22 protein-coding genes and 1 tRNA gene are annotated in these 24,382 nt (G+C 71.5%); 14 read left to right on the top strand and 9 right to left on the bottom strand.

The window, feature by feature from the left end:
• The first annotated feature begins 264 nt into the window (after window positions 1-264).
• Together ABT354_RS15895 and ABT354_RS15900 are read left to right on the top strand one after the other, a co-directional pair.
• Window positions 265-489: a hypothetical protein gene (locus ABT354_RS15895; RefSeq protein ID WP_351493893.1), complete on the top strand. Its 225-nt coding sequence runs from the start codon at window positions 265-267 to the stop codon at window positions 487-489.
• Window positions 482-787, top strand: coding sequence for a hypothetical protein (locus ABT354_RS15900; RefSeq protein WP_351493896.1), 306 nt, complete (start codon window positions 482-484; stop codon window positions 785-787). Before ABT354_RS15895 ends, ABT354_RS15900 begins: the two co-directional genes overlap by 8 nt.
• A gap of 66 nt (window positions 788-853) precedes the next feature.
• Here ABT354_RS15900 and ABT354_RS15905 read toward each other — a convergent pair whose 3' ends face one another.
• Window positions 854-2,173, bottom strand: coding sequence for an NsdA family TPR-like regulatory protein (locus tag ABT354_RS15905; protein ID WP_351493898.1), 1,320 nt, complete (start codon window positions 2,171-2,173; stop codon window positions 854-856).
• Between the two features lie 555 nt (window positions 2,174-2,728).
• Between ABT354_RS15905 and ABT354_RS15910 the strand changes: the two genes are divergently transcribed.
• Window positions 2,729-2,971, top strand: coding sequence for a hypothetical protein (locus ABT354_RS15910; RefSeq protein ID WP_351493900.1), 243 nt, complete (start codon window positions 2,729-2,731; stop codon window positions 2,969-2,971).
• 417 nt (window positions 2,972-3,388) lie between these two features.
• On the opposite strand, the gene ABT354_RS15915 is transcribed toward ABT354_RS15910, so the two are convergent.
• The 3 genes from ABT354_RS15915 to ABT354_RS15925 all read right to left on the bottom strand — a co-directional run bounded on the left by ABT354_RS15915 (window position 3,389) and on the right by ABT354_RS15925 (window position 7,916).
• The gene (locus ABT354_RS15915; protein ID WP_351493902.1) at window positions 3,389-4,276 is read right to left on the bottom strand and encodes a coiled-coil domain-containing protein; all 888 of its coding nucleotides are present in this window, start codon (window positions 4,274-4,276) and stop codon (window positions 3,389-3,391) included.
• Window positions 4,277-4,396: 120 nt separating this feature from the next.
• Window positions 4,397-6,862 (bottom strand): SUKH-4 family immunity protein, encoded by a 2,466-nt coding sequence (locus ABT354_RS15920; RefSeq protein ID WP_351493904.1) that lies wholly within the window; start codon window positions 6,860-6,862, stop codon window positions 4,397-4,399.
• A gap of 7 nt (window positions 6,863-6,869) precedes the next feature.
• Window positions 6,870-7,916 carry an SMI1/KNR4 family protein gene (locus ABT354_RS15925; RefSeq protein ID WP_351493906.1) on the bottom strand — a complete coding sequence of 349 codons (1,047 nt, stop codon included), beginning with the start codon at window positions 7,914-7,916 and terminating at the stop codon, window positions 6,870-6,872.
• A 252-nt stretch (window positions 7,917-8,168) separates the two neighbouring features.
• On the opposite strand from ABT354_RS15925, the gene ABT354_RS15930 reads away from it, so the two are divergent.
• Entirely contained in the window at window positions 8,169-8,684 is a 516-nt protein-coding gene (locus ABT354_RS15930; protein ID WP_351493908.1) for a YwqJ-related putative deaminase, read from the top strand.
• Window positions 8,685-8,694: 10 nt separating this feature from the next.
• Complete coding sequence (locus ABT354_RS15935) at window positions 8,695-9,186, top strand: SUKH-3 domain-containing protein (protein WP_351493910.1); 492 nt, start codon at window positions 8,695-8,697, stop codon at window positions 9,184-9,186.
• Window positions 9,187-9,288: 102 nt separating this feature from the next.
• Here the strand turns inward: ABT354_RS15935 and ABT354_RS15940 are convergent, their stop codons facing one another.
• A complete protein-coding gene (locus ABT354_RS15940) occupies window positions 9,289-10,161 on the bottom strand; it encodes a MerR family transcriptional regulator (RefSeq protein ID WP_351493912.1) in 873 nt (290 codons plus the stop codon).
• Window positions 10,162-10,331: 170 nt separating this feature from the next.
• A complete protein-coding gene (locus tag ABT354_RS15945) occupies window positions 10,332-11,657 on the bottom strand; it encodes a sensor histidine kinase (RefSeq protein ID WP_351493914.1) in 1,326 nt (441 codons plus the stop codon).
• A gap of 281 nt (window positions 11,658-11,938) precedes the next feature.
• Between ABT354_RS15945 and ABT354_RS15950 the strand changes: the two genes are divergently transcribed.
• The 6 genes from ABT354_RS15950 to ABT354_RS15975 all read left to right on the top strand — a co-directional run bounded on the left by ABT354_RS15950 (window position 11,939) and on the right by ABT354_RS15975 (window position 16,689).
• A tRNA-Gln gene (locus ABT354_RS15950) sits at window positions 11,939-12,009 on the top strand.
• A 107-nt stretch (window positions 12,010-12,116) separates the two neighbouring features.
• Window positions 12,117-13,565 carry a bifunctional UDP-N-acetylglucosamine diphosphorylase/glucosamine-1-phosphate N-acetyltransferase GlmU gene (gene glmU, locus ABT354_RS15955; RefSeq protein WP_351493916.1) on the top strand — a complete coding sequence of 483 codons (1,449 nt, stop codon included), beginning with the start codon at window positions 12,117-12,119 and terminating at the stop codon, window positions 13,563-13,565.
• Window positions 13,566-13,680: 115 nt separating this feature from the next.
• On the top strand, window positions 13,681-14,655 hold the full coding sequence (locus tag ABT354_RS15960) for a ribose-phosphate diphosphokinase (protein ID WP_351493918.1): 975 nt from the start codon (window positions 13,681-13,683) through the stop codon (window positions 14,653-14,655).
• Window positions 14,656-14,892: 237 nt separating this feature from the next.
• A complete protein-coding gene (locus ABT354_RS15965) occupies window positions 14,893-15,474 on the top strand; it encodes a 50S ribosomal protein L25/general stress protein Ctc (RefSeq protein ID WP_351493920.1) in 582 nt (193 codons plus the stop codon).
• 119 nt (window positions 15,475-15,593) lie between these two features.
• On the top strand, window positions 15,594-16,193 hold the full coding sequence (pth, locus tag ABT354_RS15970; protein ID WP_351493922.1) for an aminoacyl-tRNA hydrolase: 600 nt from the start codon (window positions 15,594-15,596) through the stop codon (window positions 16,191-16,193).
• A gap of 43 nt (window positions 16,194-16,236) precedes the next feature.
• The gene (locus ABT354_RS15975) at window positions 16,237-16,689 is read left to right on the top strand and encodes a hypothetical protein (protein WP_351493924.1); all 453 of its coding nucleotides are present in this window, start codon (window positions 16,237-16,239) and stop codon (window positions 16,687-16,689) included.
• Window positions 16,690-17,088: 399 nt separating this feature from the next.
• On the opposite strand, the gene ppc is transcribed toward ABT354_RS15975, so the two are convergent.
• Window positions 17,089-19,818, bottom strand: a complete 2,730-nt coding sequence (ppc, locus tag ABT354_RS15980) for a phosphoenolpyruvate carboxylase (RefSeq protein ID WP_351493926.1) — start codon at window positions 19,816-19,818, stop codon at window positions 17,089-17,091.
• Between the two features lie 218 nt (window positions 19,819-20,036).
• Between ppc and ABT354_RS15985 the strand changes: the two genes are divergently transcribed.
• Both ABT354_RS15985 and ABT354_RS15990 read left to right on the top strand, forming a co-directional pair.
• Window positions 20,037-21,014 carry an acyl-CoA desaturase gene (locus ABT354_RS15985; RefSeq protein ID WP_351494109.1) on the top strand — a complete coding sequence of 326 codons (978 nt, stop codon included), beginning with the start codon at window positions 20,037-20,039 and terminating at the stop codon, window positions 21,012-21,014.
• A complete protein-coding gene (locus ABT354_RS15990; protein WP_351493928.1) occupies window positions 21,011-21,694 on the top strand; it encodes a TetR family transcriptional regulator in 684 nt (227 codons plus the stop codon). Before ABT354_RS15985 ends, ABT354_RS15990 begins: the two co-directional genes overlap by 4 nt.
• A gap of 127 nt (window positions 21,695-21,821) precedes the next feature.
• Here ABT354_RS15990 and ABT354_RS15995 read toward each other — a convergent pair whose 3' ends face one another.
• Window positions 21,822-22,727 carry a trans-aconitate 2-methyltransferase gene (locus tag ABT354_RS15995; protein WP_351493930.1) on the bottom strand — a complete coding sequence of 302 codons (906 nt, stop codon included), beginning with the start codon at window positions 22,725-22,727 and terminating at the stop codon, window positions 21,822-21,824.
• Between the two features lie 153 nt (window positions 22,728-22,880).
• On the opposite strand from ABT354_RS15995, the gene ABT354_RS16000 reads away from it, so the two are divergent.
• Entirely contained in the window at window positions 22,881-23,378 is a 498-nt protein-coding gene (locus ABT354_RS16000; protein WP_351493932.1) for a MarR family winged helix-turn-helix transcriptional regulator, read from the top strand.
• Here ABT354_RS16000 and ABT354_RS16005 read toward each other — a convergent pair.
• The gene (locus ABT354_RS16005) at window positions 23,337-24,116 is read right to left on the bottom strand and encodes a LuxR C-terminal-related transcriptional regulator (RefSeq protein ID WP_351493934.1); all 780 of its coding nucleotides are present in this window, start codon (window positions 24,114-24,116) and stop codon (window positions 23,337-23,339) included. The two genes, ABT354_RS16000 and ABT354_RS16005, sit on opposite strands and share 42 nt — an antisense overlap.
• Window positions 24,117-24,382: the final 266 nt, after the last annotated feature.

The raw sequence follows: 24,382 nt of genomic DNA on the forward strand, positions 1-24,382 counted from the left end.
CCGCGATCCATCGTTCCACGGTCTCAGGCGCCGCCCCCGCACTTACGAGACACCTCACCCCGAGCCGTTTGGGCGACCACGGTACCCACCCGGCGCTGGCCGACCGGTTTCGCAGAGCGCGGGCCCAAGGCCGCACAGCCGGCCCGGCCTGCGGCTGGGGCCGGGGCGCCCGCGTGGACGGCGATGCCAGGAGATAGCTCGTTCGGGCGATTGGCCTACTGTTCGGCAGCCGGGGCCATCATCGGGGCGTTAGGACCTGGTGGCATGGGACTTGGCGACCGGCACCAGAAGAAGGACGTCGAAGCTGCACTCAAGCGCGCGGAGGCGGCGGGGCTCAAGGTCACACACGACAAGAGCCGCCATCGGTGGGGCTGGGTCATCTGCTGCCCGTGCTCCAGGTCCGAGTTGGTGTATTGCACCCCCCGGAGCACGGGAGACATGGCGAACCGCATCAACCAATTCACGGAAAGGCACCGGAACTGTGCGTAGCTGGTACTTCACCCTCCACCTGCAGGAGCCGCTGACACCTGATCAGGCAGACACCCTGGACGGGCTCGACCGCTTCAACGACGGTCGGATCGGCCGTGTGGAGAGCCCAGGGCACACCGAGTTCAGCTGCCTCTTCACGACCGAGACCCTGACCGAGGCCATCGCGGAAGCGCTCGACTTCTTCGAGGACTTCCCCGGTGTCCTGATCAGCAGTGTGGAACTGGACCACTTCGACCTCGACTCCAACGGCATGTCCACCCCCGCCGTGGTCCCCGTGCCTCCACCTCTGCCCGTGTGACACCAGCATGCGGCCCCGCCACCCCTCCGTCCGATGGAGGGAGCGGGGCCACCCCCTCCCCTTAGGTCATCCGATGGCCAGACGGGCCCTCTCGGAGACCTCGCGCGCCCCACCGTTCGCGAGATGCGGGCGCAGCAGGGTCACGATGTTCGCCACATGCCGGTCGACTCGCCCGGAATGGATCTCGGGGTAGATGTCGAGCACATCGCTCCAGGTAGCACAGGCCGCGTCGAGGTGCCCCATTTCCATCTGCCGCTCCGCGAGAAGCGAGTTGAACCGGGCCGCTGATCTGGGGGTGTCGCTCGTGTCGCGCAGACGGAAGTGGAGGTTGAGGGAGTCCACGCTTCCCTTGATATCCCCTGCCTGGTAGCGCACATGCGACACCGCGTAGGCCAGGGTGGAATGGTTGAAGCCACCGAACGTCGCCGTGCCGCTCTCCGCGATGTCCAGGGCCTTCTCCGTTTCCCGGACATGGTGCAGTGCCGCCCGGCCTTCTCCGGCCACAGCCGACGCATACCCCTGCTGGGCGACGAAGAAGGCACGCTTCTGTGGGCCCACGCGTGGCACCGCCGCAGCAGCCGCATCGGCGAAGCGGACGGCCTCCCGGCCGTGGCCCAGATCCGCTGCCTGAACCGACATCCCACGGAGCACATGGCAGTACGTCAGGTGATCGCCGCCCTCTCTGGCGAGCTCCAGGCCCTTGATGTAGTAGCGCTGCGCCAGGCCGTGCAGCTCGTCATCCACTGCCATCCAGCCGGTGAGATAGCACAGGGTGGATGCGGCGGACATCATCGCCTGGCGCACGTCTTCTTTCGCGTCCGCCCGAAGATAGGGCGACACGGTGTTCACCAGAAAGGCCGCCGCCATCGGCCGGGCATGTCTGCCTCCGAACTGGTCATACGTGTCGGAGAGGAACTCGGTCATCTTCCTGACCATCTCGACATCGCCCATGCCGATACGGCGGGCCTCTCCCGCATGGATGACCTCGGCTCTACCGATGGTCTCCTGCCACTCGGGAATGTTCATTGCGACGCTGAAGAGCGCCGCCGATCCGAGGAAGTTGCGACGCTCCATGTCCTGCCTTCCCAGGTCGATCAGACTTTCTGCGATCGAATACGCTAAGGATTGCTCGGGGGGTTCAGGAAAACCCGCCCGGCCAGGGCTGATGGGGTAACCAAGTTTTCGCGACAGGGCTTCCAGGATGAGCGGGCGGGTCGATGCTCTGGGAATGCTCCCATTGAGCCACTGATGGACAGATGGCTGCTGACAAGTCGTGGGGGTGCCCCGCTCCGTCCCGATGCGGTTGATCGCCTGCGCCATCTGGCGTTCTGTCCAGCCCGTGTCATCGAACAGGCTCGCGAGGTGATCGTTCTGCTTGCGGACCACCGGCTGTCAACTCCCTGATTCAGGAAACTTATTGGCCTTATGCCCAGGTGGAGCGGCCACGGTACCCCCGGCGCTGTCCGACCTGTTTCCTGGATAGCAGACACCACGAGGAGGTGACCCGTGAACGACCCGCTCCAGCCCTTGCCCGAGCCGGCCGGGGACAGTCCTCTCCTCCTGGCTCTACGTGCCCGAATACAGCGTGATCACGATCTCCGGGTTCGGTTCGGTCCGTTCCACGACACGGTCAGAAAGGCACATTCGTGCGAGAGCGACGAGGTAGGTCGATAGCCCGCACGGTCGCGATGCTCGCGGCGTGGTCGCTGTCCGTCGGTCTGCACACGATGAGCCTTGCCGACAGGCTCTAAAGCCCCGTCCTCCGTGGCACCGGCAGGTTCAGCGGTGTTCCTCTCACCGGTGCCACGGAGGGCGGCTTCAAGCGGGGTCCGCCCTCACCCCTGCCCTGGGCGGGTCCCCCGGGCCCCGGCCGTCACCCCGCACACGCGGCCGGGGCCCACCCGTAGAACCCACCCCCACCACACCCTCAGGGAGACACCCATGTCCTTGTCCGCCACGCCCGCCCCCGACGGGCCGTACGGCCTCCGGATGATCCGGCTGCGGGAATGCGACAGCCCCCAGCCCGCGCTGATCGTCCCCAGGGTCGCCCTCACCGTCTTCATCACCGACGCCCGGGCCGGAAGGCTGGACCACCTCCTGGCGACCGACGCGGAGATGGCCGAGGCCCGGAAGACCGCCCGCTGGTCCCATGAGCACGAGACGCCCGAGCCGGACCTTCTCTGACCCCTCCCCGTCGCGGACCGCCCGCACCACAAGGGGCCCGTTCCTCGTGACACGAGGTCGGGGGGTGCAGGGTCGCCCCCGCAGGGGACCGGCGGACGGCCCCCGAGCTGGACACGGCACCTCAGTCTGCCGGCCCCGAGGAGGTGAGCCCGGAGGCCCCCGCCCCCGCGCTTGCGAGTCACCTCGCTCCAACCCTCATGGCAAGGGCTGCCCGCACAAACTCAGCCGGTCCGGCGCTTGAGGACGGACCCGAGGCACGAGCCAGCTCGGGCACACGTCGGGGCCAGCCCCGAACCCCGCGCCTCAATCGCCGGCGAGGCTGATTTTTGATGCACCCGTCCGGGGACCCCAGCGCGGCCTGGGCCTGAGGCGCCCGCGCATCAAGGGGCGGTGAGTTGACGCGGGCCGGAGGCAAGGTCACTCCTCCGGAGACGCGCGGCCCGTCAGGGCCGCGAGGCTGTTGCGGATGTGGGTCATATGCGCGTGCATCTCGTCGCGCGCACCCTCATGCTCCCGCAGGATCCGCTCCGTCTCGCGGACCGTGCGCTCCTCCTCCAGGCGGGCCTGGGCGAGGGTCTCCTCCGCGCGGGCGTCGGCGTCCTCCTGGCCGTGGCGGGCGGATTCCTGGGTCTGGGTGAGGGCGCGGGTCGCCTGGTCGAGGACGGCCTCGGCGCGGGTGAGCAGTTCCGTGAGGCGGGCGTCGTGGTCGGCGGCGAGGGCGGTCAGCTCGCGGCCGTCGGACTCCCAGCGCTCGGCCTGCTGGGCCTCCAGCTCCGCGAGGAGCGCCTCGGCGCGCTGGCGGGTCTCCTGCCACTCGTCGAGGGCGCGGGCCCGTACCTCCTTGGCCTCCGCGGTGGCGTCGGCGACCAGGGTGGACCCTTCGGTACGGGCCGACAGCAGCACCTCCTCGGCGTGGGCGTCCGCCGCCGTCTGGACCGCCGAGGCCGCCTCCCGGGAGCGCTCCCCCAGCTGCCAGGCGTCGTTCTCGGAGGTCTCCCGCAGCTCGGCGGCGTCGGCGAGCGCGGTCGACGCCACCTCGGCGGCCTCCTCCTCGCTCAGCGTGAGCACCTGCCGGGCGCGGGCGCTGAGGGTCTCGTACGTCGGGGTCTCCAGCGCGGCGACCGCCGCACGGAGCCGCGCCGCCTCCTCCTCCGCCTCGCCCAGGAGGGCCGTCAGCCGGGAGACCCTCTCCCACGCGGCATCCCGTTCCCGGGCCAGGGCACCGACCTGCGCGTCGGCTGTATCGGTGCGGTAGCCACGGCGTACGACGGTGAAACCGTGCGGCGACACCGATGCAGCACTCATCCTTCAGCCCCTTCATCGAACCCGGTCCCGACAACGCATTACGCGATTGTGCTCATATCCTCTCGGATTCAAGACAAACACACGTATCACGACACCACCCGGAGCCGAACGGCGGCGGGGTCAGAGCAAACCGTCCCACATCTGTTCGAGCAGTACCGACCACCAGTTCTCCGGGGACGAGAGCGCCGCCGGGTCCAGCGCCGCCAGATGCGCCTGGAAGTCGACCGTCCACCGCCCGGCCTGCTCCGGTGTCAGGCCGTAGCGGAACCGCCACATCCGCCCGAGCATCGCCATACAGCGGACGAACTCGGGCAGTCCGCTGTTCACGAACTGCGGCGGTACGGAACGCCCGTCCGGGCCCGCTTCGAGCGGTACGGCCACGATGTGCGCGGTGCCGTACTGGACACAGATCTGGCGGCCGAAGTCATTGCCCACCACCAGATACGAACTCGCGTCCATCGCGGCCTGGACCTGGCGCTGCGCGGCCAGCTCCGCGAGGGTCGGCACGACCGGGTGCGCGGGCTGCGCCCAGAAGAACGGGTTGAAGTCGGCCGGGAGCCCCGCCCAGACCAGCGTCGCCGCCACCACCTCGGGGACCCCCTGCCGGGAGACCGCCCGCTGGTCGAAGCGGCACAGCCCCTGCGGACCGAAGGCGGCGGCCAGTTCCTGGGCCAGCGCCTGCGGGGGCACCGGCGGCGCGGACTGCACCTGGGGCAGCGGGACCCGTACCGGAGCGGGGCGCGCCGGGCCGTCGGCGACCTGGTGGAGTTCGCCCTGATGGGTCAGGAGCTGGCTCATGCCCTGCTGCCGGGCGGCGTGATCGGTGCCGTACGGGGCGATGCTGGTGATCCTCGCCTGCGGCCAGGTCTCGGCGATCATGCGGGCGCAGTAGCCGCCGGGCAGCAGACAGGACTCCAGCTCGGTGTGGAGTTCCAGGACCTGCTGGGGCGGTACGCCGAGCGCCCGCAGCTCGTGCAGCATCTGCCACTCCGGGTGCGGGGTGCCCGGCGCGGAGCGGCGGATCAGCTGGGCCTCGGAGCCGTCGGGGGCGCGGTACCGGAGCACGGCCTGATAGCCGGGGCCGACGGTGGGCACCCCGACGGGGCCCTGGGGGTAGCCGTAGGGCGCGGGGCCGCCACCCTGGGGAGCCCCGCCCTGGGAGGCCCCGAGGGGCGCGGGCGGCGGGCCGGGGGGCGGCGGGGTCGCGGGACCCGTACCGCCCAACTGGCCCGTCGAGGCCAGCACCGTCGCCGCATGGTGCACACCCGCCGAAGGCGTACCCGAGGACACCGGAGGCGCCGACGAGACGGGCGGTGACGAGACGGGCGGCGGCGGCGGAGTGGGCGGACCGGGAGGCGACGGAGGCGCAACAGGTCCAGGAGGAGCAGGGGGCCCGGGAGGTGACGGCGGCGCGGGGGGCGGCGGGGTCGCAGAGCCCGTACCGCCCAACTGAGCCGGTGACGCCAGCACCGTCGCCGCATGATGCACACCCCCCGAAGGCGTACCCGAAGGCGGCGAAGACACCGGAGGCGGCGGCGTGGGCGGGGTGTTCTGCTGCGTCGGCCGGTACCCGCCCGTGGGCGAGGACGGCGGCGGAGTCGGCGGAACCGCAGGCGTACGGCCCTGCGCGGGCACCCCCGCCCCGGGCCCGCTCTCCGGGGCCTCGGGCCGGTCCTTCCGCGCCGACGCCTCGACGATCTCCCGGAGGGCCTTCTTCCGGGACTCCTTCAGCGTCGGCGGAAGCGCACTGCCCTCGGGCATCAGCGCGGTCGGCAGCTCGGCGTCCGCCTCGACCTCGGCGGCGTCCCGCTCCGGCCGTCCGACCGGCGCGGTGAAGACGGTCTCGGGCAGCGGCACAGAGGCGTCGTCCGCCTCGTCCGCGCTGGTGTCCGTCCAGCGGGCGGCCTGCTCACCGGAGGGCCGCTCGCCGGACGGCCCCGAGGACTCCGTCCACGCCTCGTCGCCGCCCCGGGTGCTCCCACCGGCCTGGGAGGCGTTGGAGGTGGTGGACGTGGTGGAAGCGGGCGGAGTGCTCGTGACGGGTACGGGCTCCGGAACAACCGGCTCCGGCTCCGGCTTCGACGGAACGGACGGCTCCGGCGCGGACTCCGGCCCCGGCACCTGGACCGGCACCGGCTTCGGAGCGACCGGCGCGGGCGCGGGCGCGGGCACCGGCGGCGGAGGCGGCGGAGGCGGCGGAGGCGCAGGCGTGGAAGCCGGCGCCGGCGCAGTGTCCTCCAGCCACTCCGGCGGACTCAGCAGGAACGACGTCTGGTTCTGGTCGATCCGCCGGGGCTGCTGCGGCACCGGCGCCGGGGCGGTGTCCCGTACCCCGTACTCCTCCTCGTACCGCCGGATCACCTCCCCCACCGGCACCCCGGGCCAGAGCGTGGACTCGCCGCTGTCCCGGGCGATGACCAGCCGCTGCTGTCCACCGTCGGCGCGCACCCCGCCCTCGCGGTCCTCGGCCCAGACCACAAAGCCCAGCTCGAACTCCCGTACCCGCACCTCACGGTGCTGATACGGCGGCAGATCGCCGTTGACCCACTCCTCCGCGCGCTCCTGCGCCTGCGCGAACGTCACCATCGGAGCGTCACTCCTCGTCCGGGACGGGCACCGCGCGCGCGAAGCCACCGTCCACCATCAGCTTCGCCACGTTCTCCAGCTCGGGCGGATTGCCCGCGAGCCGCTTCAGAAAGGCGTCGAAGTCGTCGCCGCAGGGCAGCAGCAGCTCCGCCATCCGCTCCCCCACCGGCCGTCCGTCACGGTCCCGGCTGTCGTCGTACGGGAGGAACCAGACCGAGCCGGTCCCCCGGCCCTGGGTCCGGACCGCCAGCAGACCGCCCTGGACGAAGCCGACACCCAGATAGTCCTTGGTCAGATGGTCCCGCAGACACTTGTTGGCATAGACCAGATCGTTGACGGATGCCGCGTCCCGCACCGTCAGGAACGGCTGGTCGACCAGGATGCCCAGCTCCGCGTCGAGCGCGACCCCGGCCGGGGCGCAGCCGCCCGCCGCCTTCAGGAAGGTGCGGTACGCGCCGGGCAGCCGGAAGCCCAGGTCCTCCTCGACCCCGAGGATCTGCTGCTCGGAGACGGCGAGTACGCCCTTCGGCAGCCGGAAGTGCGCGGGCCGCTCCTCCTGGAGCTGCCGGGTGCCGCGCTTGGACTGGTCGACGGCGGCGGTGGCGACACCGCCGTGGTGCCGCAGCAGCGCCTTGACCTCGACGGGGATCAGTTCCAGCCGGCGGGTGCCCCGGACGTGGTGCCAGGTCCAGCCGTGCGGGGTCGCGACGGGCGGCAGGGTCGCCCACAGCGGATGCCCGGAGGCATGCAGGGCGGCGTTGGCCGAGACGTAGTCGGTCAGCCGGAGTTCGTCGACGCCGAAACCGGCCGGGGGATCCGCGATCTCGGCGGCGGCACGGGCGTACGGGGAGAAGTCCGGGTAGCCGTCGGCGTCCATCCGCACCCCCCGGGGATGCCGGGCGGCCCGTACCGGGTCCGGGAAGTTCACGGACTGACCGGCGTAGGCCGCGTTCGGCGGCGCGGTGCGGCCGGGACCGCCCGGTGCGGTGGGTTCCCCGGCTGGCCGGGCCCGGACACCGGGCGGGGCCACCGGTCCTTGCCGATCTGTCGTCATGGCGATCCGCCCCCTGCTGGCTGCTGACTGTCCGGGACAGCCTAAGGCGTGGGACCCCACTCCCCTCAGGACCGGCGGCCGGTGCCGGGGCGCCCCGCCCGAAGGGGCGCGGAAACGTTACGAACTGTCACGGCGGGGTGACCGAACGCCCACGACGGCGCACCCTTTTCCGGCCCGGCTTCCCCCCGCAGCGTCGCATTTGGCACGCTGTTCCTTCACTTCGGGGGAGTGCGGGGAGGAAACGACAACGCCATGTACACAGCGCAACCAGAGACTCCGGCCACCACGGGCGATCCCCGCCTCAGCTGGAGCGCCACGGGTGAGGTCCGTCCACCGGCGCTCGGGCACCGGCGGGACGGCATTCTGCCCGCCGTGGCGGCGGCGCTCTCCATACGCGGCGAGACACTGAAGTCGACGGCGGGCAAGGGGGACCGGGCGCCGGTCCTCCATCCGCTGGTGAGCGACTTCCTCGACGCGCTGCCGACCGGACAGCGGGAGCGGTTCACCGGGCGCTGCGCGGAGGCGATCCTGCTCTCCCGGCATCTGACGGCGGCGGAGGAGCTGCGCTCCAAGCGGGCGCGGCGCCGTCCGCTCTCGCACAGCGAGGCGAAACGCGCGCTGAGGGGCGCGCGGCTGACGGCCCGCAGGATCCGGGAGGACGGCGACCCGCTGCACGGCCGTTACGCGCCGCCCTGCCGCTCCTGTACGGCCATGCTCGACCACTTCGGGGTCCGCGCCGTGGACCCGACCGCACCCGAGAACGGCTGAACCAGCACCGATGTCCGACAAACTCAAGCCCACCCGGTTCCCGGTCGCGGTCGACGCGGCGCTGCGCGAGGCGGGGTGGCAGCCCGGCCGCTGGGACATCAAGCTGGCCGAGCACTGGGCCGACACCCTGCGCGCGTACGAGTCCCCGGCGGGGCACCGGCACACGGTCTCACCGGCGGCGGTGGAGGCCTGGGCGGAATTCGGCGGGCTGCGGATCACGGCGCCGGGTCCGGGCCGGCAGACCGCGCCGCCGGTGGTCCTGGTGGAGCCGCTGGCCGGGCTCCATATGGCGCGCACCCTGGCGGATCTGGGGCGGGCGCTGGAGACGGAGGTCGCTCCGCTGGGGGTGGAGGGGGACGACCAGGCGGTGCTGGCGATCGACGCGGCGGGGCGGGTGTACAGCGTCGATCACACGGGGGACTGGTATCTGGGCCCGGACGTGGAGACGGCGCTGACGGGGCTGGTGACGGGGCTCCTCCCGAGACGGCTGAGCCTGCCGTAGCCCCGGCCCCGCGGGCGCGGGCCGAGCCTGCCGTGGCCCGGCACGCGGGCGCCGGCGGGCCGGATGGACTCCCTCCGGCCCTCCGGCCCACCGGCGCCCGGGTCAGCTCACCGGAATCGCGATATCGCACACCGGATCCGTCGGGGCGGCCGATTCCCAGTGCGCGAAGTAGATCTCACGGCCCGGCCCGGAGCAGGTGAGTCCCTGTTCCGCGGCCCAGGTGTCCACCGCGTGGTAGGCCGACAGAATCCGCGGGTACACCATCTGCTCCTTCGTGATCCGGGTGTACACCAGCCGGCGCGGCGGCTCCGTCCTGACCTGTGTCCCGCCGTCCTTCCCGCCGTCCTTCCCGCCGGATGCCCCGAGGCCCGCCACATACGCCTCGGCCGCGGCCCGGTCGCGTACCGGCATGCACACCTCCGCGGGCCCGTCGCTCTCCTCGGAGACCTCCGCGTGGTACACCACGAACGGCAGCCCGGGAACGCCGCCGCACTGCTCCGCCGCGGCTCTCAGCCGCTCGCACGCGGCCGGGATCCACCGTGGCAGCTCGTCCGCGAGCAGCCGTCTGCGCTCGGTGAGCACCACGTGCTCCTCGGTCTCCATCACGTCCACCTGGAACATGTCCTGTCCCTTTCCTGACAGTCGGTTCTGAAGGAAGACGGCGACGGCCCGCTGAGCGGCGAACCGCTCCTCGGCCTCGGACCAGAACCCGGCGAGTGCCTCGGCCGCCGGCTCGTCCGGCAGTTCCACCAGCTCCGCTATGCGCGCCAGGGGCATGTCCAGCCGCCGCAGCAGCGCGACCAGCCGGGCCCGGTCCACCTGCCCCGCTCCGTACCAGCGATAGCCCGTGCTCCGGTCCACCCGCTCCGGGACCAGCAGCCCCAGCCGGTCGTACAGGCGCAGCGCCTTGGCCGACAGACGCGACCGGGTCGCGAACGCCCCGATCGACAGCCGTTCCGTTGTCTCGTTCACCATGCCGTCCTCCGCGCCGCACTCTGGGCCCTGTCCCAAGGTCAAGGTCAAACCTGGGAACGGCCCTGCACACGGCCGCCCCCGACGTGTGGCCGAGCAGACCGGCGCAAGGGCCTGCTCACGACGAGGCCCCCGGGCCCCAGGGATGTCCTCGAACGCCGGACGGGCTTGATTCACCGCCCGGACGGGCTCGATCCGTGCGGGAGCACCGCCGAGACGCGGAAGCCGCCCGCGTCCGTCGGGCCCGAGACGAAGACGCCGCCCAGCGCCAGCACCCGTTCCCTCATGCCGACCAGGCCGTTGCCCCCACTGGGCAACCCCGCGTCGCCCGTGCCCGACGCCCCCGGCGACCCGTTCTCCACCTGCATGGCGATCTCGTCGTCCCGGTGCGCGAGGCGCACCATGACCTTGGCCCCGGCCGCGTGCTTGTGCACATTGGTGAGGGCCTCCTGGATCACCCGGTACGCGGTCTGCTCGACCTCGGGCGCGTACTCCCGGGCGTCCCCCTGGACGGACAGCTCGACCACCATGCCCGCCTGCCGGGACTGCCCGACCAGGTCCTCGACATCGGCGATACGGGGCCCGTCCCCCGCCGCTGCCGCGGCAGCCGCTGCGGCAGCCGCGCCCACCGCCGCCAGCGGTGGCGGGGTCGGGCGGCGCTGCTCGCCCTCGCCGGAGCGCAGCACGCCCAGCATCTCGCGCAGCTCGGTGAGGGCCTGGCGCCCCATGTCGCCGACGAGCGCCGCGTTCCGGACCGCTTTCTGGGGGTCCTTGAGCGCGATGGCCTGGAGCGCGGCCGCGTGCACGACCATCAGGCTCACCCGGTGCGCGACCACGTCGTGCATCTCACGGGCGATCCGGGTGCGTTCCTCGGTACGGGCCCACTCGGCGCGCTGTTCGGCGCGGTCGGCGAGGAGGTCCAGCTCCGCCTCCAGGCTGTCGGCGCGGTCCCGCAGGCTCTCCATCAGCCGCCGCCGGGCCCCTATGTAGAGGCCGAAGAGGACGGGCGGCAGGGTGATCCCGACCGCTATGAAGCCCGCCATCACCGGGACGTACCAGACCCCCGGGTCGTCCAGCTCGGACGCCTCGACATCCTGCCGGACGCTCACAAAGCTGACGATCAGGGTCGCGGTCAGCGACATCCCGCTGAGGACGCCGATGATGCGGCGCGGCACCTCGGAGGCGGCGAGGGTGTAGAGGCCGACCAGGCCGAGGAGATACCCCATCTCGGCGGGGGTGACGGCGATGGCGACCAGGACGACCGCGACCGGCCAGCGGCGCCGTACCACCAGCATCGATCCGGTGAGCAGTCCGAAGAGCACCCCGAGCGGCAGCGGCAGTCCGGTCTTGGAGGCGAAGCGGGCCCCTTCGATGGCGCACTCCATCGCCGACACCGCGCCGAGCGACATGTCGAGTACCGCGCTCCGCCGCCGCGCCCACCCCATCCAGGTGCCGGGCGGCGGGCCCTCGGCGTCCTGCTGTGCCCCCGTTGTGGTCATGTCTCCCAGCCTACGGGCGGGTGCGGGGGGTCCCCGTAGGGGTTATCGCGTGGCCGGGGCGGCGTGGCGGGCCCGGCGCACGCCCTCCGGCAGGTCATCCGGTGGAGGAGAGGGTTTCGGCCCTCACGCAGGTGGCCGGTATGTGGCCGGGATCGCTCCGTGGCCCCCACAGGTGGTCCGGATGCCGGATTCCGACCGTCGCGTCGAAGGGGTCGGGTACGGCATAGTAGGGGCTGCCGTCCGGCGGTCCGGTGGAATCCGGGGCCGGGCGGGCGACTCTTTCCCAGGTCGTCTAATGGCAGGACAAATGGTTTTGGTCCATTGAATGAGGGTTCGATTCCTTCCCTGGGAGCCTGGATGGGTGGGGCCCGGCCGTGTGCCGGGCCCCACCCATATTTGGCTGGTGGGACCCCCCGGTATCCTTCGGAGGTCCACCCCCTGAAGCCGAAGGGCATTCCCGTGAGCGCCAACCGCCCGGCCGCCGTCGTCGTTCTCGCAGCGGGTGAAGGCACCCGTATGAAGTCGAACACCCCGAAGGTGCTGCACGAGATCTGTGGCCGCTCGCTCGTCGGACATGTGGTCTCGGCCGCCCGGGAACTGGACCCCCGCGAGCTGGTCGTGGTCGTCGGCCATGCCGGTGAGCGGGTCACCGCCCATCTGGAGGAACGCTTCCCCGGCACCCGTACCGCCTTCCAGGCGGAGCAGAACGGCACCGGGCACGCGGTCCGGATCGGGCTGGCGGAGCTGGGCGGCGTCACCGACGGCACCGTGGTGGTCGTCTGCGGCGACACCCCGCTGCTCTCCGGCGCGACGCTGACGGCGCTCGCCGCCACGCACGCCGCCGACGGCAACGCGGTCACCGTGCTCACCGCCGAGGTCCCCGACTCCACCGGGTACGGCAGGATCGTGCGCTCCCCGGAGACCGGCGCGGTCACCGCGATCGTGGAGCACAAGGACGCCACCCCCGCCCAGCGGGAGATCCGGGAGATCAACTCCGGGGTCTTCGCCTTCGACGGCCGTCTCCTCGCCGAGGCGCTCACTCGGGTGAGCACCGACAACAGCCAGGGCGAGGAGTATCTGACCGATGTCCTCGGCATCCTGCGCTCCGCCGGGCACCGGGTCGGCGCCTGTGTCGGCGGGGACCACCGGGAGATCCTGGGCATCAACAACCGGGTGCAGCTCGCCGAGGCCCGCCGGCTGCTCAACGAGCGGCTGTTGGAGCGGGCGATGCTCGCCGGGGTGACCGTGGTGGACCCCGCCTCGGTCCAGATCGATGTCACCGTCACTTTTGAGCCGGACTCCGTGGTGCACCCCGGGACCCAGCTGCTGGGCGCGACCCATCTCGCCGAGGGCGCTGAGGTCGGCCCCAACACCCGGCTGACGGACACCTCCGTGGGCGCGGGCGCCCGGGTGGACAACACCGTCGCCGACCGCGCCGAGCTGGGCCCCGGGGCCAGCGCGGGACCGTACGCCTATCTGCGCCCCGGCACCCGACTCGGGGCCCGGGCCAAGGCCGGAACCTATGTGGAGATGAAGAACGCGGCGATCGGCGAGGGCACCAAGGTCCCCCACCTCTCCTATGTGGGCGACGCCACCATCGGCGAATACACCAACATCGGCGCGGCCAGCGTCTTCGTCAACTACGACGGCGAGGCCAAGCACCACACCACCATCGGCTCGCACTGCCGGACGGGCGCGGACAACATGTTTGTGGCGCCTGTCACGGTCGGGGACGGCGTCTACACCGCCGCCGGCTCCGTGATCACCAAGGATGTACCCGCCGGCTCCCTCGCCGTCGCCCGTGGCCAGCAGCGGAATATCGAGGGCTGGGTGGCGCGCAAGCGTCCCGCCAGCGCCGCCGCACAGGCCGCCACGGCGGCCACCGAACGAGCCACCGGCGAGAACTGACCGGAAACAGCTGCGCCGAACTCGGCGTACCGTGATACGTGCACACAAATTCGGCTGGCTCGCGCCCCCCAACACTCGCGGCCAGAGAACACCCCCCGTCTGAGGAGACAGTGCTGTGACCGGGATCAAGACGACCGGCGAGAAGAAGCTGATGCTCTTCTCCGGCCGCGCCCACCCCGAGCTGGCCGAGGAAGTGGCACATCAACTGGGTGTCACCCTGGTGCCGACCAAAGCCTTCGACTTCGCGAACGGTGAGATCTACGTCCGGTTCCAGGAGTCCGCGCGCGGCGCCGACTGCTTCCTGATGCAGAGCCACACGGCGCCCATCAACAAGTGGATCATGGAACAGCTGATCATGATCGATGCTCTGAAGCGGGCCTCCGCCCGGAGCATCACCGTGATCGTCCCGTTCTACGGCTACGCCCGCCAGGACAAGAAGCACCGCGGCCGGGAGCCCATCTCCGCCCGTCTGGTCGCCGATCTGATGAAGACGGCCGGTGCCGACCGGATCCTCACCATGGATCTCCACACCGACCAGATCCAGGGCTTCTTCGACGGCCCGGTGGACCACCTCTTCGCGCTTCCGGTCCTCGCCGACTACGTCGCCGCCAAGACCGACCCGACCAAGCTCACCGTCGTCTCCCCCGACGCCGGCCGGGTCCGGGTCGCCGACCGCTGGTGCGACCGGCTGGGCGCCCCGCTCGCCATCGTCCACAAGCGCCGGGACAAGGACGTGGCCAACCAGGTCACCGTCCACGAGGTCGTCGGCAATGTCGAGGGCCGGGTCTGTGTCCTGGTCGACGACATGATCGACACCGGTGGCACCATCTGCGCCGCCGCGGACGCCCTCTTCGCCAATGGCGCCGAGGACGTGATCGTGACGGCCACCCACGGTGTGCTCTCCGGCCCCGCCGCGGACCGCCTGAAGAACTCCAAGGTCAGCGAGTTCGTCTTCACCAACACGCTGCCCGACCCGGGCAACCTGGAGCTGGACAAGATCACGGTGCTCTCGATGGCGCCGACGATCGCCCGCGCCGTGCGTGAGGTCTTCGAGGACGGCTCGGTGACCAGCCTCTTCGAGGAGCAGTAAGCCTTCCGGGCACCCGCACCGCACAGGGCCGCACCCCCGACCGACGGGGGTGCGGCCCTGTGGCGTGGATGATCGATTGGAGGCCGGGCACCCGCTTGCGTAGACTGTGCGGGTTGCTCGGCGAGGGAGGCCGCACCACGGTGCGGCTGTCCGTAATCGACGCGCTCTTCGCAGCAGGCGTAGCAGGCCGTTCATGGCCGGGTGACCAACGATCCGTCTGTTGTACGAGGAGTGCACATGTCCGAGGTAAAGATCACCGCTGAGGCCCGCAACGACTTCGGCAAGGGTGCCGCCCGTCGCGTCCGCCGCAACAACCAGGTCCCCGTCGTCCTCTACGGCCACGGCTCCGACCCGGTCCACCTGAACCTCCCGGGCCACGAGCTGCTGCTCGCCCTCCGTACCCCGAACGTCCTGCTCAACCTGGACATCGCGGGCCGCAGCGAGCTGGCGATCCCGAAGGCCATCCAGCGTGACCCGCTGCGGGGCTCCCTCATCCACGTCGACCTGCTGGTCGTCAAGCGGGGCGAGACGGTCACCGTCGAGATCCCCGTCGAGACCGAGGGCGAGCTGGCCGCCGGTGGCAACCTGCTGGAGCACGTCCTGAACGCGCTGCCGGTCGAGGCCGAGGCCACCCACATCCCCCAGTCGCTGACCGTCTCCGTCGCCGGTCTGACCGCGGGTGACGCCATCACCGCCAAGGACATCACCCTGCCCAAGGGCGTCTCCCTGGCCGTGGACGCCGACGCCGTCGTCATCCAGGTCCTGGCCGCGCAGGCCGAGGAGCCGGCCGCCGAGGGCGACGCCTCCGCCGAGGCCTGATCCCCTCCGGGGGCTCCCGGCCCCCTCTTCCACGGGACCCCGTCCCGTAGACCCTTCCCGGCCGCCGTCCGCACCACCCGGTGCGGACGGCGGTCCGGTTTCGGATGGAGACCACAGCGATGACCACGCCCGACCCGAACACGCCCTGGCTGATCGTGGGCCTCGGCAACCCCGGCCCCGGCTACGCCGCCAACCGGCACAACGTCGGCTTCCTGGTCGCCGATCTGCTGGCCGAGCGGGTCGGCGGCACCTTCAAGCGGGCCTCCAAGGCGCAGGCCCAGGTCCTCGAAGGGCGCATCGGGCCGCCCGGCCCGGGCTCCCGCCGGGTGGTGCTCGCCAAGCCGATGTCCTATATGAACCTCTCCGGCGGCCCGGTCGTCGCGCTCCGGGACTTCTACAAGATCCCCGTCGAGCGGATCGTGGCCGTCCATGACGAGCTGGACATCGACTACGGCGTCCTCCGGCTGAAGCTGGGCGGCGGCGACAACGGCCACAACGGGCTGAAGTCGATGACCAAGGCGATGGGGCCCGACTACCACCGGGTCCGCTTCGGCATCGGCCGGCCGCCGGGCCGGATGCAGGTCGCCGACTTCGTCCTCAAGGACTTCTCCGGGACCGAGCGCAAGGAGCTGGACTACTTCGTGGACCGGGCGGCCGACGCGGTCGAGGCCCTGGTCTCCGAGGGCCTGGAGCGCGCCCAGAGCGCGTACAACTCCTGACGGAGTTGACCGCACCCGTGGGGATGCCGAAGGATCGCGCCCCATGAGTGGGATGCTCCTGTACGTCCGCCTCACGGCGATGGGTCTGGTCGCGCTGGTACTGCTCGCGGCGGGCGGCTGGTCGTCGTGGGACTCCGCGCGGCACATCATGTTCACCGACGACCGTGAGCGCGGCACGATCACCGTCTCCGGCTGCGGCGAGGAGACCTGCACGGGGCTCTACGACCCGGAGGGCCCCGCGGCGGCCCGCGCCGGCCTCACCATCGACGAGTCCGTCACCGTCGACAAGGGCGACCGGATCGATGTCGTCGTCAAACCGGACAGCGAAGAGGTGATCCGGCGGGGGGCGGGGGGCGTCTTCTACGCGTGGCTGCCGCTGGGCGGGGCGTTGATCCTGGCGGCGTTTCTCATCGGGGGGATGGGGCTGACGAAGGTGGGCCTGGGCTCCGCGCTCCTCGGCGCGATAGTGATCGCCGGTACCTTCTTCACCGTCTGACCGGCCCACCCCCGAGCCGGCCCACCCCCGAGTCACCTCGGGCCCTCGTCGGGGCCAGCCCCGAACCCCGCGCCTCAATCGCCGGCGAGGCTGATTTTTCCGCCGGCGGGGCTAATTTTTGAGGCCCTGCTCCTCAAGCGCCAAAATCAAGCCCCGCCGGCGATTGAGGCGCCCCGGGGAACGGGGCAGGAACTGCCCGGTGCACGGGCGAGGCTGAATTTTCCGAGGCGCCGACGAGGCTCAAATGAAGCCTCGTGGGGGTCCCCCCGGACGGAGTCTGGGGGAGATTGAGGCGCCCCGGGGACCGGGGCGGGAACTGCCCCGGCGCGCCGGAAGGGGTGCGTGCTCGGCCTCGCCGGGGGCCCGGGGGCGGGCCCCCGGCGAGGGTTGTGGGCGAGGTCAGCCCGTGTTGCGGAGGCCCGCGGCGACGCCGTTGACGGTGAGGAGCAGCGCCCTCGCCAGCAGCGGATCCGCCGCCTCCTCCCGCTCCGCCGCCCCCCGCTGCCGCGCCAGCAGCGAGACCTGGAGGTAGGAGATCGGGTCCAGATAGGCGTCCCGGATCGCGAAGGTCTGCTGGAGGACCGGGTTGGAGTCGAGCAGCCGCTCACCACCGGTGATCTTCAGGACCTCGTCCACGGTGAGCCGGTGCTCCGCCTCGATCGCGTCGAAGACATGCTTCAGCTCATCGGGGACCAGCGTGTCGACATAGTGCCGGGCGATCCGCAGATCCGTCTTGGCGAGGGTCATCTCGACATTGGCGACGAAGTTGCGGAAGAAGTGCCAGCGCTCGTGCATCTCGTCCAGGACCGTGTCCAGACCGGCCTCCCGCAGCGCCTTCAGCCCGGAGCCCACCCCGTACCAGCCGGGCACGATCTGCCGGGACTGGGTCCAGCCGAAGACCCACGGGATCGCCCGCAGCCCGTCGAGACCGGCCCCGCTGTCCGGGCGGCGCGAGGGACGCGAGCCCAGGTGGAGATCGGCGAGCTGGTCGACCGGGGTCGAGGCGAAGAAGTACGCCGGCAGGTCCGGGTCCTCCACCAGCGCCCGGTACGCCGCGTGGGCCGCGTCCGAGACGGTGTCCATCGCCGCGTCCCAGCGGGCGAGCGCCTCCACCGACTGGCGCGGCGCGGTGTGCAGCGCGGAGGCCTGGAGCGTGGCGGAGACCGTCAGCTCCAGGTTCTCCCGGGCCAGCGAGGGGATGAGGTACTTGTCGGAGATGACCTCGCCCTGCTCGGTCACCTTGATCTCGCCCTCCAGCGTGCCCCAGGGCTGCGCGAGGATCGCGTCATGGGTGGGGCCGCCGCCCCGGCCGACGGTGCCGCCCCGGCCGTGGAAGAGCCGCAGCCGTACCCCGTGCCGGTGGGCCACGTCCCGCAGCCGCCGCTGGGCGCGGTGGATCTCCCACTGGGAGGTGGTGATGCCGCCGAACTTGGAGGAGTCGGAGTATCCGAGCATGACCTCCTGGACATCGCCCCGGAGCGAGACCAGCCGCCGGTACGACGGGTCCGAGAGCATGCCGTCGAGGATGACGTCGGCCGCGCGCAGCTCGTCGGTGGTCTCCAGGAGCGGCACGATGCCGATCTTGGCCCATCCCGTGTGGAGGTCGATCAGCCCGGCCTCACGGGCGAGCACCGCCGCCGCGAAGACATCGTCGGCGCCCTGGCACATCGAGATGATGTAGGACTCGATGACCTCGGGGCCGAACCGCTCGAACGCCTCCTTCACGGTGTGGAAGACACCGAGGGTCTTGGCCCCGGCGGCGTCCAGCGGTGCGGGGGTCGGCGCCAGCGGGCGGCGCGAGCGCAGCTCCTTGGCGAGCAGCTTCTGCCGGTACTCGCGGGGCATGTCGGCGTACCGCCAGGACTCCTCGCCGAGCCGGTCGAAGAGCTGCCCGAGGGCGTGGTGGTGGGCGTCGGCGTGCTCGCGGACGTCCATGGTGGCGAGCTGGAGGCCGAAGGCGGCCAGGGTGCGGATGGTGCGGTCGAGCCGCCCGTCGGCGAAGAGCCCGCCCCGGTGCTCGCGGAGCGAGGTCTGGATCAGGGTGAGGTCGGTGAGGAGTTCCGCGGTGCCGAGGTAGTCGCGGCCGGGCTGGTGCGGGGTGCCCTTGGCGAGCCGCTCGCGGGTGTTGACGAGCTTCTGCTGGACGCAGGTGGCCTTGAGCCGGTACGGCTCCTCGGCGTTGAGCCGCTTGTAGCGGGGGCTGATCTCCGGCAGTCGCTCCAGGTCGGCCTGGAGGGAGGTGAGGAGTTCATCGGTGGCGCCGGTGTAGCGGATGGACTGGGAGAGCTGTCCGCGGAGCGCGTCGATGAGGGCGAGGGCGTCGGTGATGCCGTGCTCGTGCTGGAGGATCAGCACCTCGCGGGTGACGGCGGGGGTGACATTGGGGTTGCCGTCGCGGTCACCGCCGATCCAGGTGCCGAAGGTGAGCGGGCGGGTGCCGGCGGGCAGCTCGACGCCGATGCGTTCGAGTTCGGCGGCGAGGTCCTCCAGGACGTCGCCGACGGCCTCGGCGTGCAGCTCGTCCAGGTAGTAGATGGCGTTGCGGGCCTCGTCGGCGGGTTCGGGACGGACCACCCGCAGCTCATCGGTCTGCCAGATGAGGTCGATGTTCTCGGCGAGCCGCAGATCGAGCCGACGGCGGTCGCTGGGCACGGCGGGGGTGTCCAGGAGTTCGGCGATCCGCCGGAGCTTGTTGAGGACGGAGCGCCGGGCGGCCTCGGTGGGGTGCGCGGTGAAGACGGGCCGGACATTGAGGTTGCGGACGGCCTCGCGCAGATGCTCGGGGTCGGCGTCCTTCAACCGGTCGGCGGTACGGGAGAGGAGGCTGCCCTCGTCGGCGCGGAGCCGGCGCAGCTCATGGCCCCGGTGCACCTGCTCGGTGACATTGGCGAGGTGGAAGTAGGTGGAGAAGGCGCGGACCAGCTTGGCCGCGGTCTCCAGGTCGGTGTCGCCCAGCAGCGTCGCGGCGGCCTCGCCGTCGCTGCGGGTCAGGGCGCGTACCTTCTCGACCAGTTCGAGGAGGTCGGATCCTTCCTGCCGGACGATGGTCTCGCCCAGGAGGTCGCCCAGTCGGCGGATGTCGGCACGGAGTTCGGCGCTGGCCGTGGGTGTCTGGTCGGCACTGCTCACAGGTGCGGCTCCTTGCAGTGTTTGAGCACGTCTGGAGGGGTACTGCAGGCGGCGGACCGCGCTGTCCGACGAGACCCAGGATAGGTCTCCGCGCCTCGGCACTTATCCACAGGGCCCTTGCCGCCGGGGCGGGCACTGCCATACTGGCGTCGCCCCGGGTCATGGGCCGGTGGCTGGTTGTGATCGCCGTGATCGTCTTCTTCCCCCGGGGGCTCTTCATGACAACAAGTCCGGATGTGGCCGACGTCACGGACACCGACGCCGACGGGCTGCCGTCGGCGACCCTCGGCGGCGACACCAAGCGTTCCGTCGAGCAGTACGCGCTGGTCCTCTTCATCGTGGTCCCCTTCCTCGCACTGGCCGCTGCGGTGCCGCTGGCCTGGGGCTGGGGGGTGAGCTGGCTCGATATCGGGCTGCTGGTGGGGATGTACTACCTCGGGTGCCACGGCATCACGATCGGCTTCCACCGGTACTTCACCCATGGCGCCTTCAAGGCGCGCCGCCCGCTGCGGATCGCGCTGGCGGTGGCGGGGTCGATGGCGGTGGAGGGCCCCCTGGTGCGCTGGGTGGCGGACCATCGCAAGCACCACCGCTTCTCGGACGCGGAGGGTGATCCGCACTCCCCCTGGCGGTACGGGGAGAGTGTGCCCGCGCTGATGAAGGGGCTCTGGTGGGCCCATATCGGCTGGATGTTCGATGCCGAGCAGACCCCCCAGCACCGCTACGCGCCGGATCTGATCAAGGACCCGGCGATCCGCCGCATCTCGCGTGACTTCATCTGGTGGACGATCCTGTCGCTGGCGATCCCGCCGCTGGTCGGCGGGTTGGTGACCTGGTCCTGGTGGGGCGCCTTCACCGCCTTCTTCTGGGGCTCCCTGGTGCGGGTCGCCCTGCTGCACCATGTGACCTGGTCGATCAACTCCATCTGTCACGCGGTGGGCCGCCGCCCGTTCCGCTCCCGGGACCGCTCGGGCAATGTGTGGTGGCTGGCCGTGCTCTCCTGCGGTGAGTCCTGGCACAACCTCCATCACGCGGACCCGACCAGCGCCCGGCACGGGGTGCTCCGGGGCCAGCTGGACTCCAGCGCCCGGCTGATCCGCTGGTTCGAGCGGGCGGGGTGGGCGTACGACGTGCGGTGGCCCAGCCAGGAGCGGATCGACGCCCGGCGCGATACCGCGGCGTCCGGCACGGCATGATGGGAGATGTGGCGACCGACGGCAGCAGCAATGGCAGTACCGAGAAGACCCGGTCCCGGCGGGCACGCCGGGTGCGGATGACCGGTGCGGAGCGCCGTGAGCAGTTGCTGGACATCGGTCGCACCCTCTTCGCCGACAAGGGGTTCGAGGGCACCTCGGTGGAGGAGATCGCCGCCAAGGCGGGCGTGTCCAAGCCGGTGGTGTACGAACACTTCGGCGGCAAGGAGGGGCTGTACGCGGTCGTGGTCGACCGTGAGATGCGCCAGCTCCTCGACCTGGTGACGGGCGCGCTGACCGCCGGGCACCCCCGGGAGCTGCTGGAGCAGGCCGCTTTCGCCCTGCTGGACTACATCGAGCGGTACACCGACGGCTTCCGCATTCTGGTGCGGGACTCCCCGGTGGCCCAGTCCACGGGCACCTTCGCCTCGCTGATCAGCGATATCGCCACCCAGGTCGAGGACATCCTGGGGATGGAGTTCAAGAACCGCGGCTTCGATCCCAAGCTGGCGCCGCTGTACGCACAGGCGCTGGTGGGGATGGTGGCACTGACGGGTCAGTGGTGGCTGGACGCCCGGCGGCCGAAGAAGGCGGAGGTCGCCGCGCATCTGGTGAATCTGGCGTGGCACGGGCTGGACGGGCTGGAGCCCAAGCCCCGGCTGATAGGCCACCGCAAGAACTGACAGCGCGGGAACCCGCACCGCGGAACCTGACACCGCCGGACCTGCACACCGCGCGGGACCTGCCGGCGCGGGAACCCGCGGCGGCCCGTGCCGGGGCGCCCGTACCCCAGTCCCCCCGTACCTCCTGTTACGCCTCCTCGCGGCGGGCCACGGCGAAGATCCGGCGGAAGGGGAGGACCGTGCCCGCCGGACCCGGCGGATAGGCCTCGCGCAGCCGGGCGCCGAGTTCCCCGAGGAAGGCATCGGCAGCCTCCGTCCCCTCGCCCAGCTCGGTCAGGATCGGGCGGAGCACCGTCCCCTTGATCCAGTCCAGCACCGGGTCCTCCCCGGTGAGCAGCTGGAGATAGGTGGTCTCCCAGACATCGGCGGTGCAGCCGAGGCCGACCAGCCGGGTCAGATACTCGCCCGGCTCCCTGACCGAGGCGACGACCCCGATGCCGCCGATCCGCTCCCGCCAGCGGGGATCCGCGCAGACCTCGGTGACCAGGGTGTGGCTGGGTGCGGCGAAGTTCCCGGGGACCTGGAAGGCGAAGACCCCGCCGGGGGCGAGGCGCTCCGTCCAGCGGGCGAAGAGGTCGAGATGGCCGGGGACCCAGTGGAAGACCGCGTTGGAGACGATCAGGTCGTACGCGCCGTCGTCCGGCACCCAGTCGAGGGCGTCCCCGGTCCGGAAGTCGATCCGCCCGCCGCCCGGGGTGGGGCCCGCATACCGCTCCTGGGCGTGGGCGACCATCTCGGGGGAGTTGTCGAACCCGGTGATCAGGGCGTCGGGCCAGCGGTCGGCGAGGAGCGCGGTGACATTGCCGGCGCCACAGCCGATGTCGGCGATCCTCAGCGGTGCCCCGTCGGCGGTGCGGGCGGGCTCGGGGATCCGGGCGAGCAGATCGAGGAAGGGCCGGGCGCGGTGCCCGGCATGGCGCAGATACTGCCCGGGGTCCCAGGTGGGGGCGGACGAAGCAGGGGCGGTCGAAGCGGGGATGGACGACGCGGGGATGGACGACGCGGGAGTGGACGACGCGGGGGTGGACGGCATGACGGGCTCCTCACCACGGGCCAGTACAGAACTAAGTACAGAACCGAACACAAGGGGCATACGGCTTCCCGTGCCCCAGGGCCACCATCCTGCGTCCCGAAATATCTTGACGTCAAGAGACTTCATGTCGACAGACCAACTACACTGATCGTCATGGAGGACGAGGTCGATCGACTGGTGGCGGCATGGCGCCGGGAGCGCCCCGACCTCGACGTGGAACCGCTGGAGGTGCTGAGCCGGGTCTCACGGCTCGCCCGCCATCTCGACCGCGCCCGTCGGCTCGCCTTCTCCGAGCATCAGCTCGAACCCTGGGAGTTCGATGTGCTGACCTCCCTGCGCCGCGCCGGGGCCCCGTATCAGCTCTCCCCCGGCCAGCTGCTCACCCAGACCCTGGTCACCTCGGGCACCATGACCAACCGCATCGACAGGCTCGCCAAGAAGGGCCTGGTCGAGCGGCTGCCCGACCCCAGTGACCGGCGCGGTGTGCTCGTACGCCTGACCACCGAGGGACGGGACCGCGCGGACCAGGCCCTGGCCGGGCTGCTGGACCAGGAGCGGGCCATCCTCGCCCGGCTCTCCCACGCCCAGCGGGCCGAACTGGCGGCGCTGCTACGCCAGCTGACCGCCCCGTTCGACAACATCCCCGGCTAGATCGACGGGGCCGACCCCCGCCCGCCGGGCCAGCGCCACCGCCGCCAGGGTGGAGTGCACCCCCAGCTTGCCCAGCACGTTCTGCATATGGGTGCGGACGGTGTGCGGCGAGAGGAAGAGCCGCTCGGCGACCGCCTTGCGGCCGAGCCCCGCCACCATGCAGCGCAGCACCTCCCGCTCGCGCGGGGTCAGCGACTCCACCAGGCGCTCGCTCTCGGTACGGTGCTTGCGCGCCGCCGTCAACTCCCTCAGCACCCCGGTGAGCAGCGCGGGCGGCAGATGGGTCTCGTCCCGCAGCACCCCCCGGATCACCGCGAGCAGCCGCTGGAGCGAGCAGTCCTTGGCGACCCAGCCGGATGCCCCCGCCTGGAGCGCGAGCGCCGCCCGGCGCGGGTCGTCCTTCTCGGCGAGGACCACCGTCCGCACCGCGGGATGGGCCGAACGGACCCCGGTGACCAGGGTGATCCCGTCCACCAGCCCCTCGTCCCCGTCGTCGGACACGGCACGGGCGACCGGTGCGCGGACCGGCTGCTGCCCCGCGATGGCGCCGAGGTCGGTGTCGACGAGCATCACATCGAAGGCCCGCCCGTCGGCGAGCGCGCGCTCCAGACATCTCAGTGCCGCCGGGCCGCTCCCGGCCGCGGCCACGTCGACATCGGGCTCGGCCGCGAGCGCCGCGGCCAGCGATTCGGCGAAGATTCGGTGGTCGTCCACCACCAGGACCCGGATACGGATCACAGACACCCCCAGGCTCGGAGGACGGATGGCGCGGGCACGGCGCCCGGGGAACGGGAGGATGCGCACGACCGCCGCCGTGGTCGCACCACTGCCCCGCCCCGGGCGTCGTACCCGACTGTTCTCGCCCCCTGATAAACACCGGCCCCCACCGGTGCTGAGCATCAGAGTACGGGTGGTCGACGGCTGGGGAAGGCTATTTGCAGAACTGTTTGCCTGCTGTGTGCAAGCTGAGCCGGAAGTTCTGAACTGGGGCGCGAGTCCACAGA

Source organism: Streptomyces sp. NPDC000594, assembly GCF_040299965.1.
Lineage (GTDB): Bacteria > Actinomycetota > Actinomycetes > Streptomycetales > Streptomycetaceae > Streptomyces.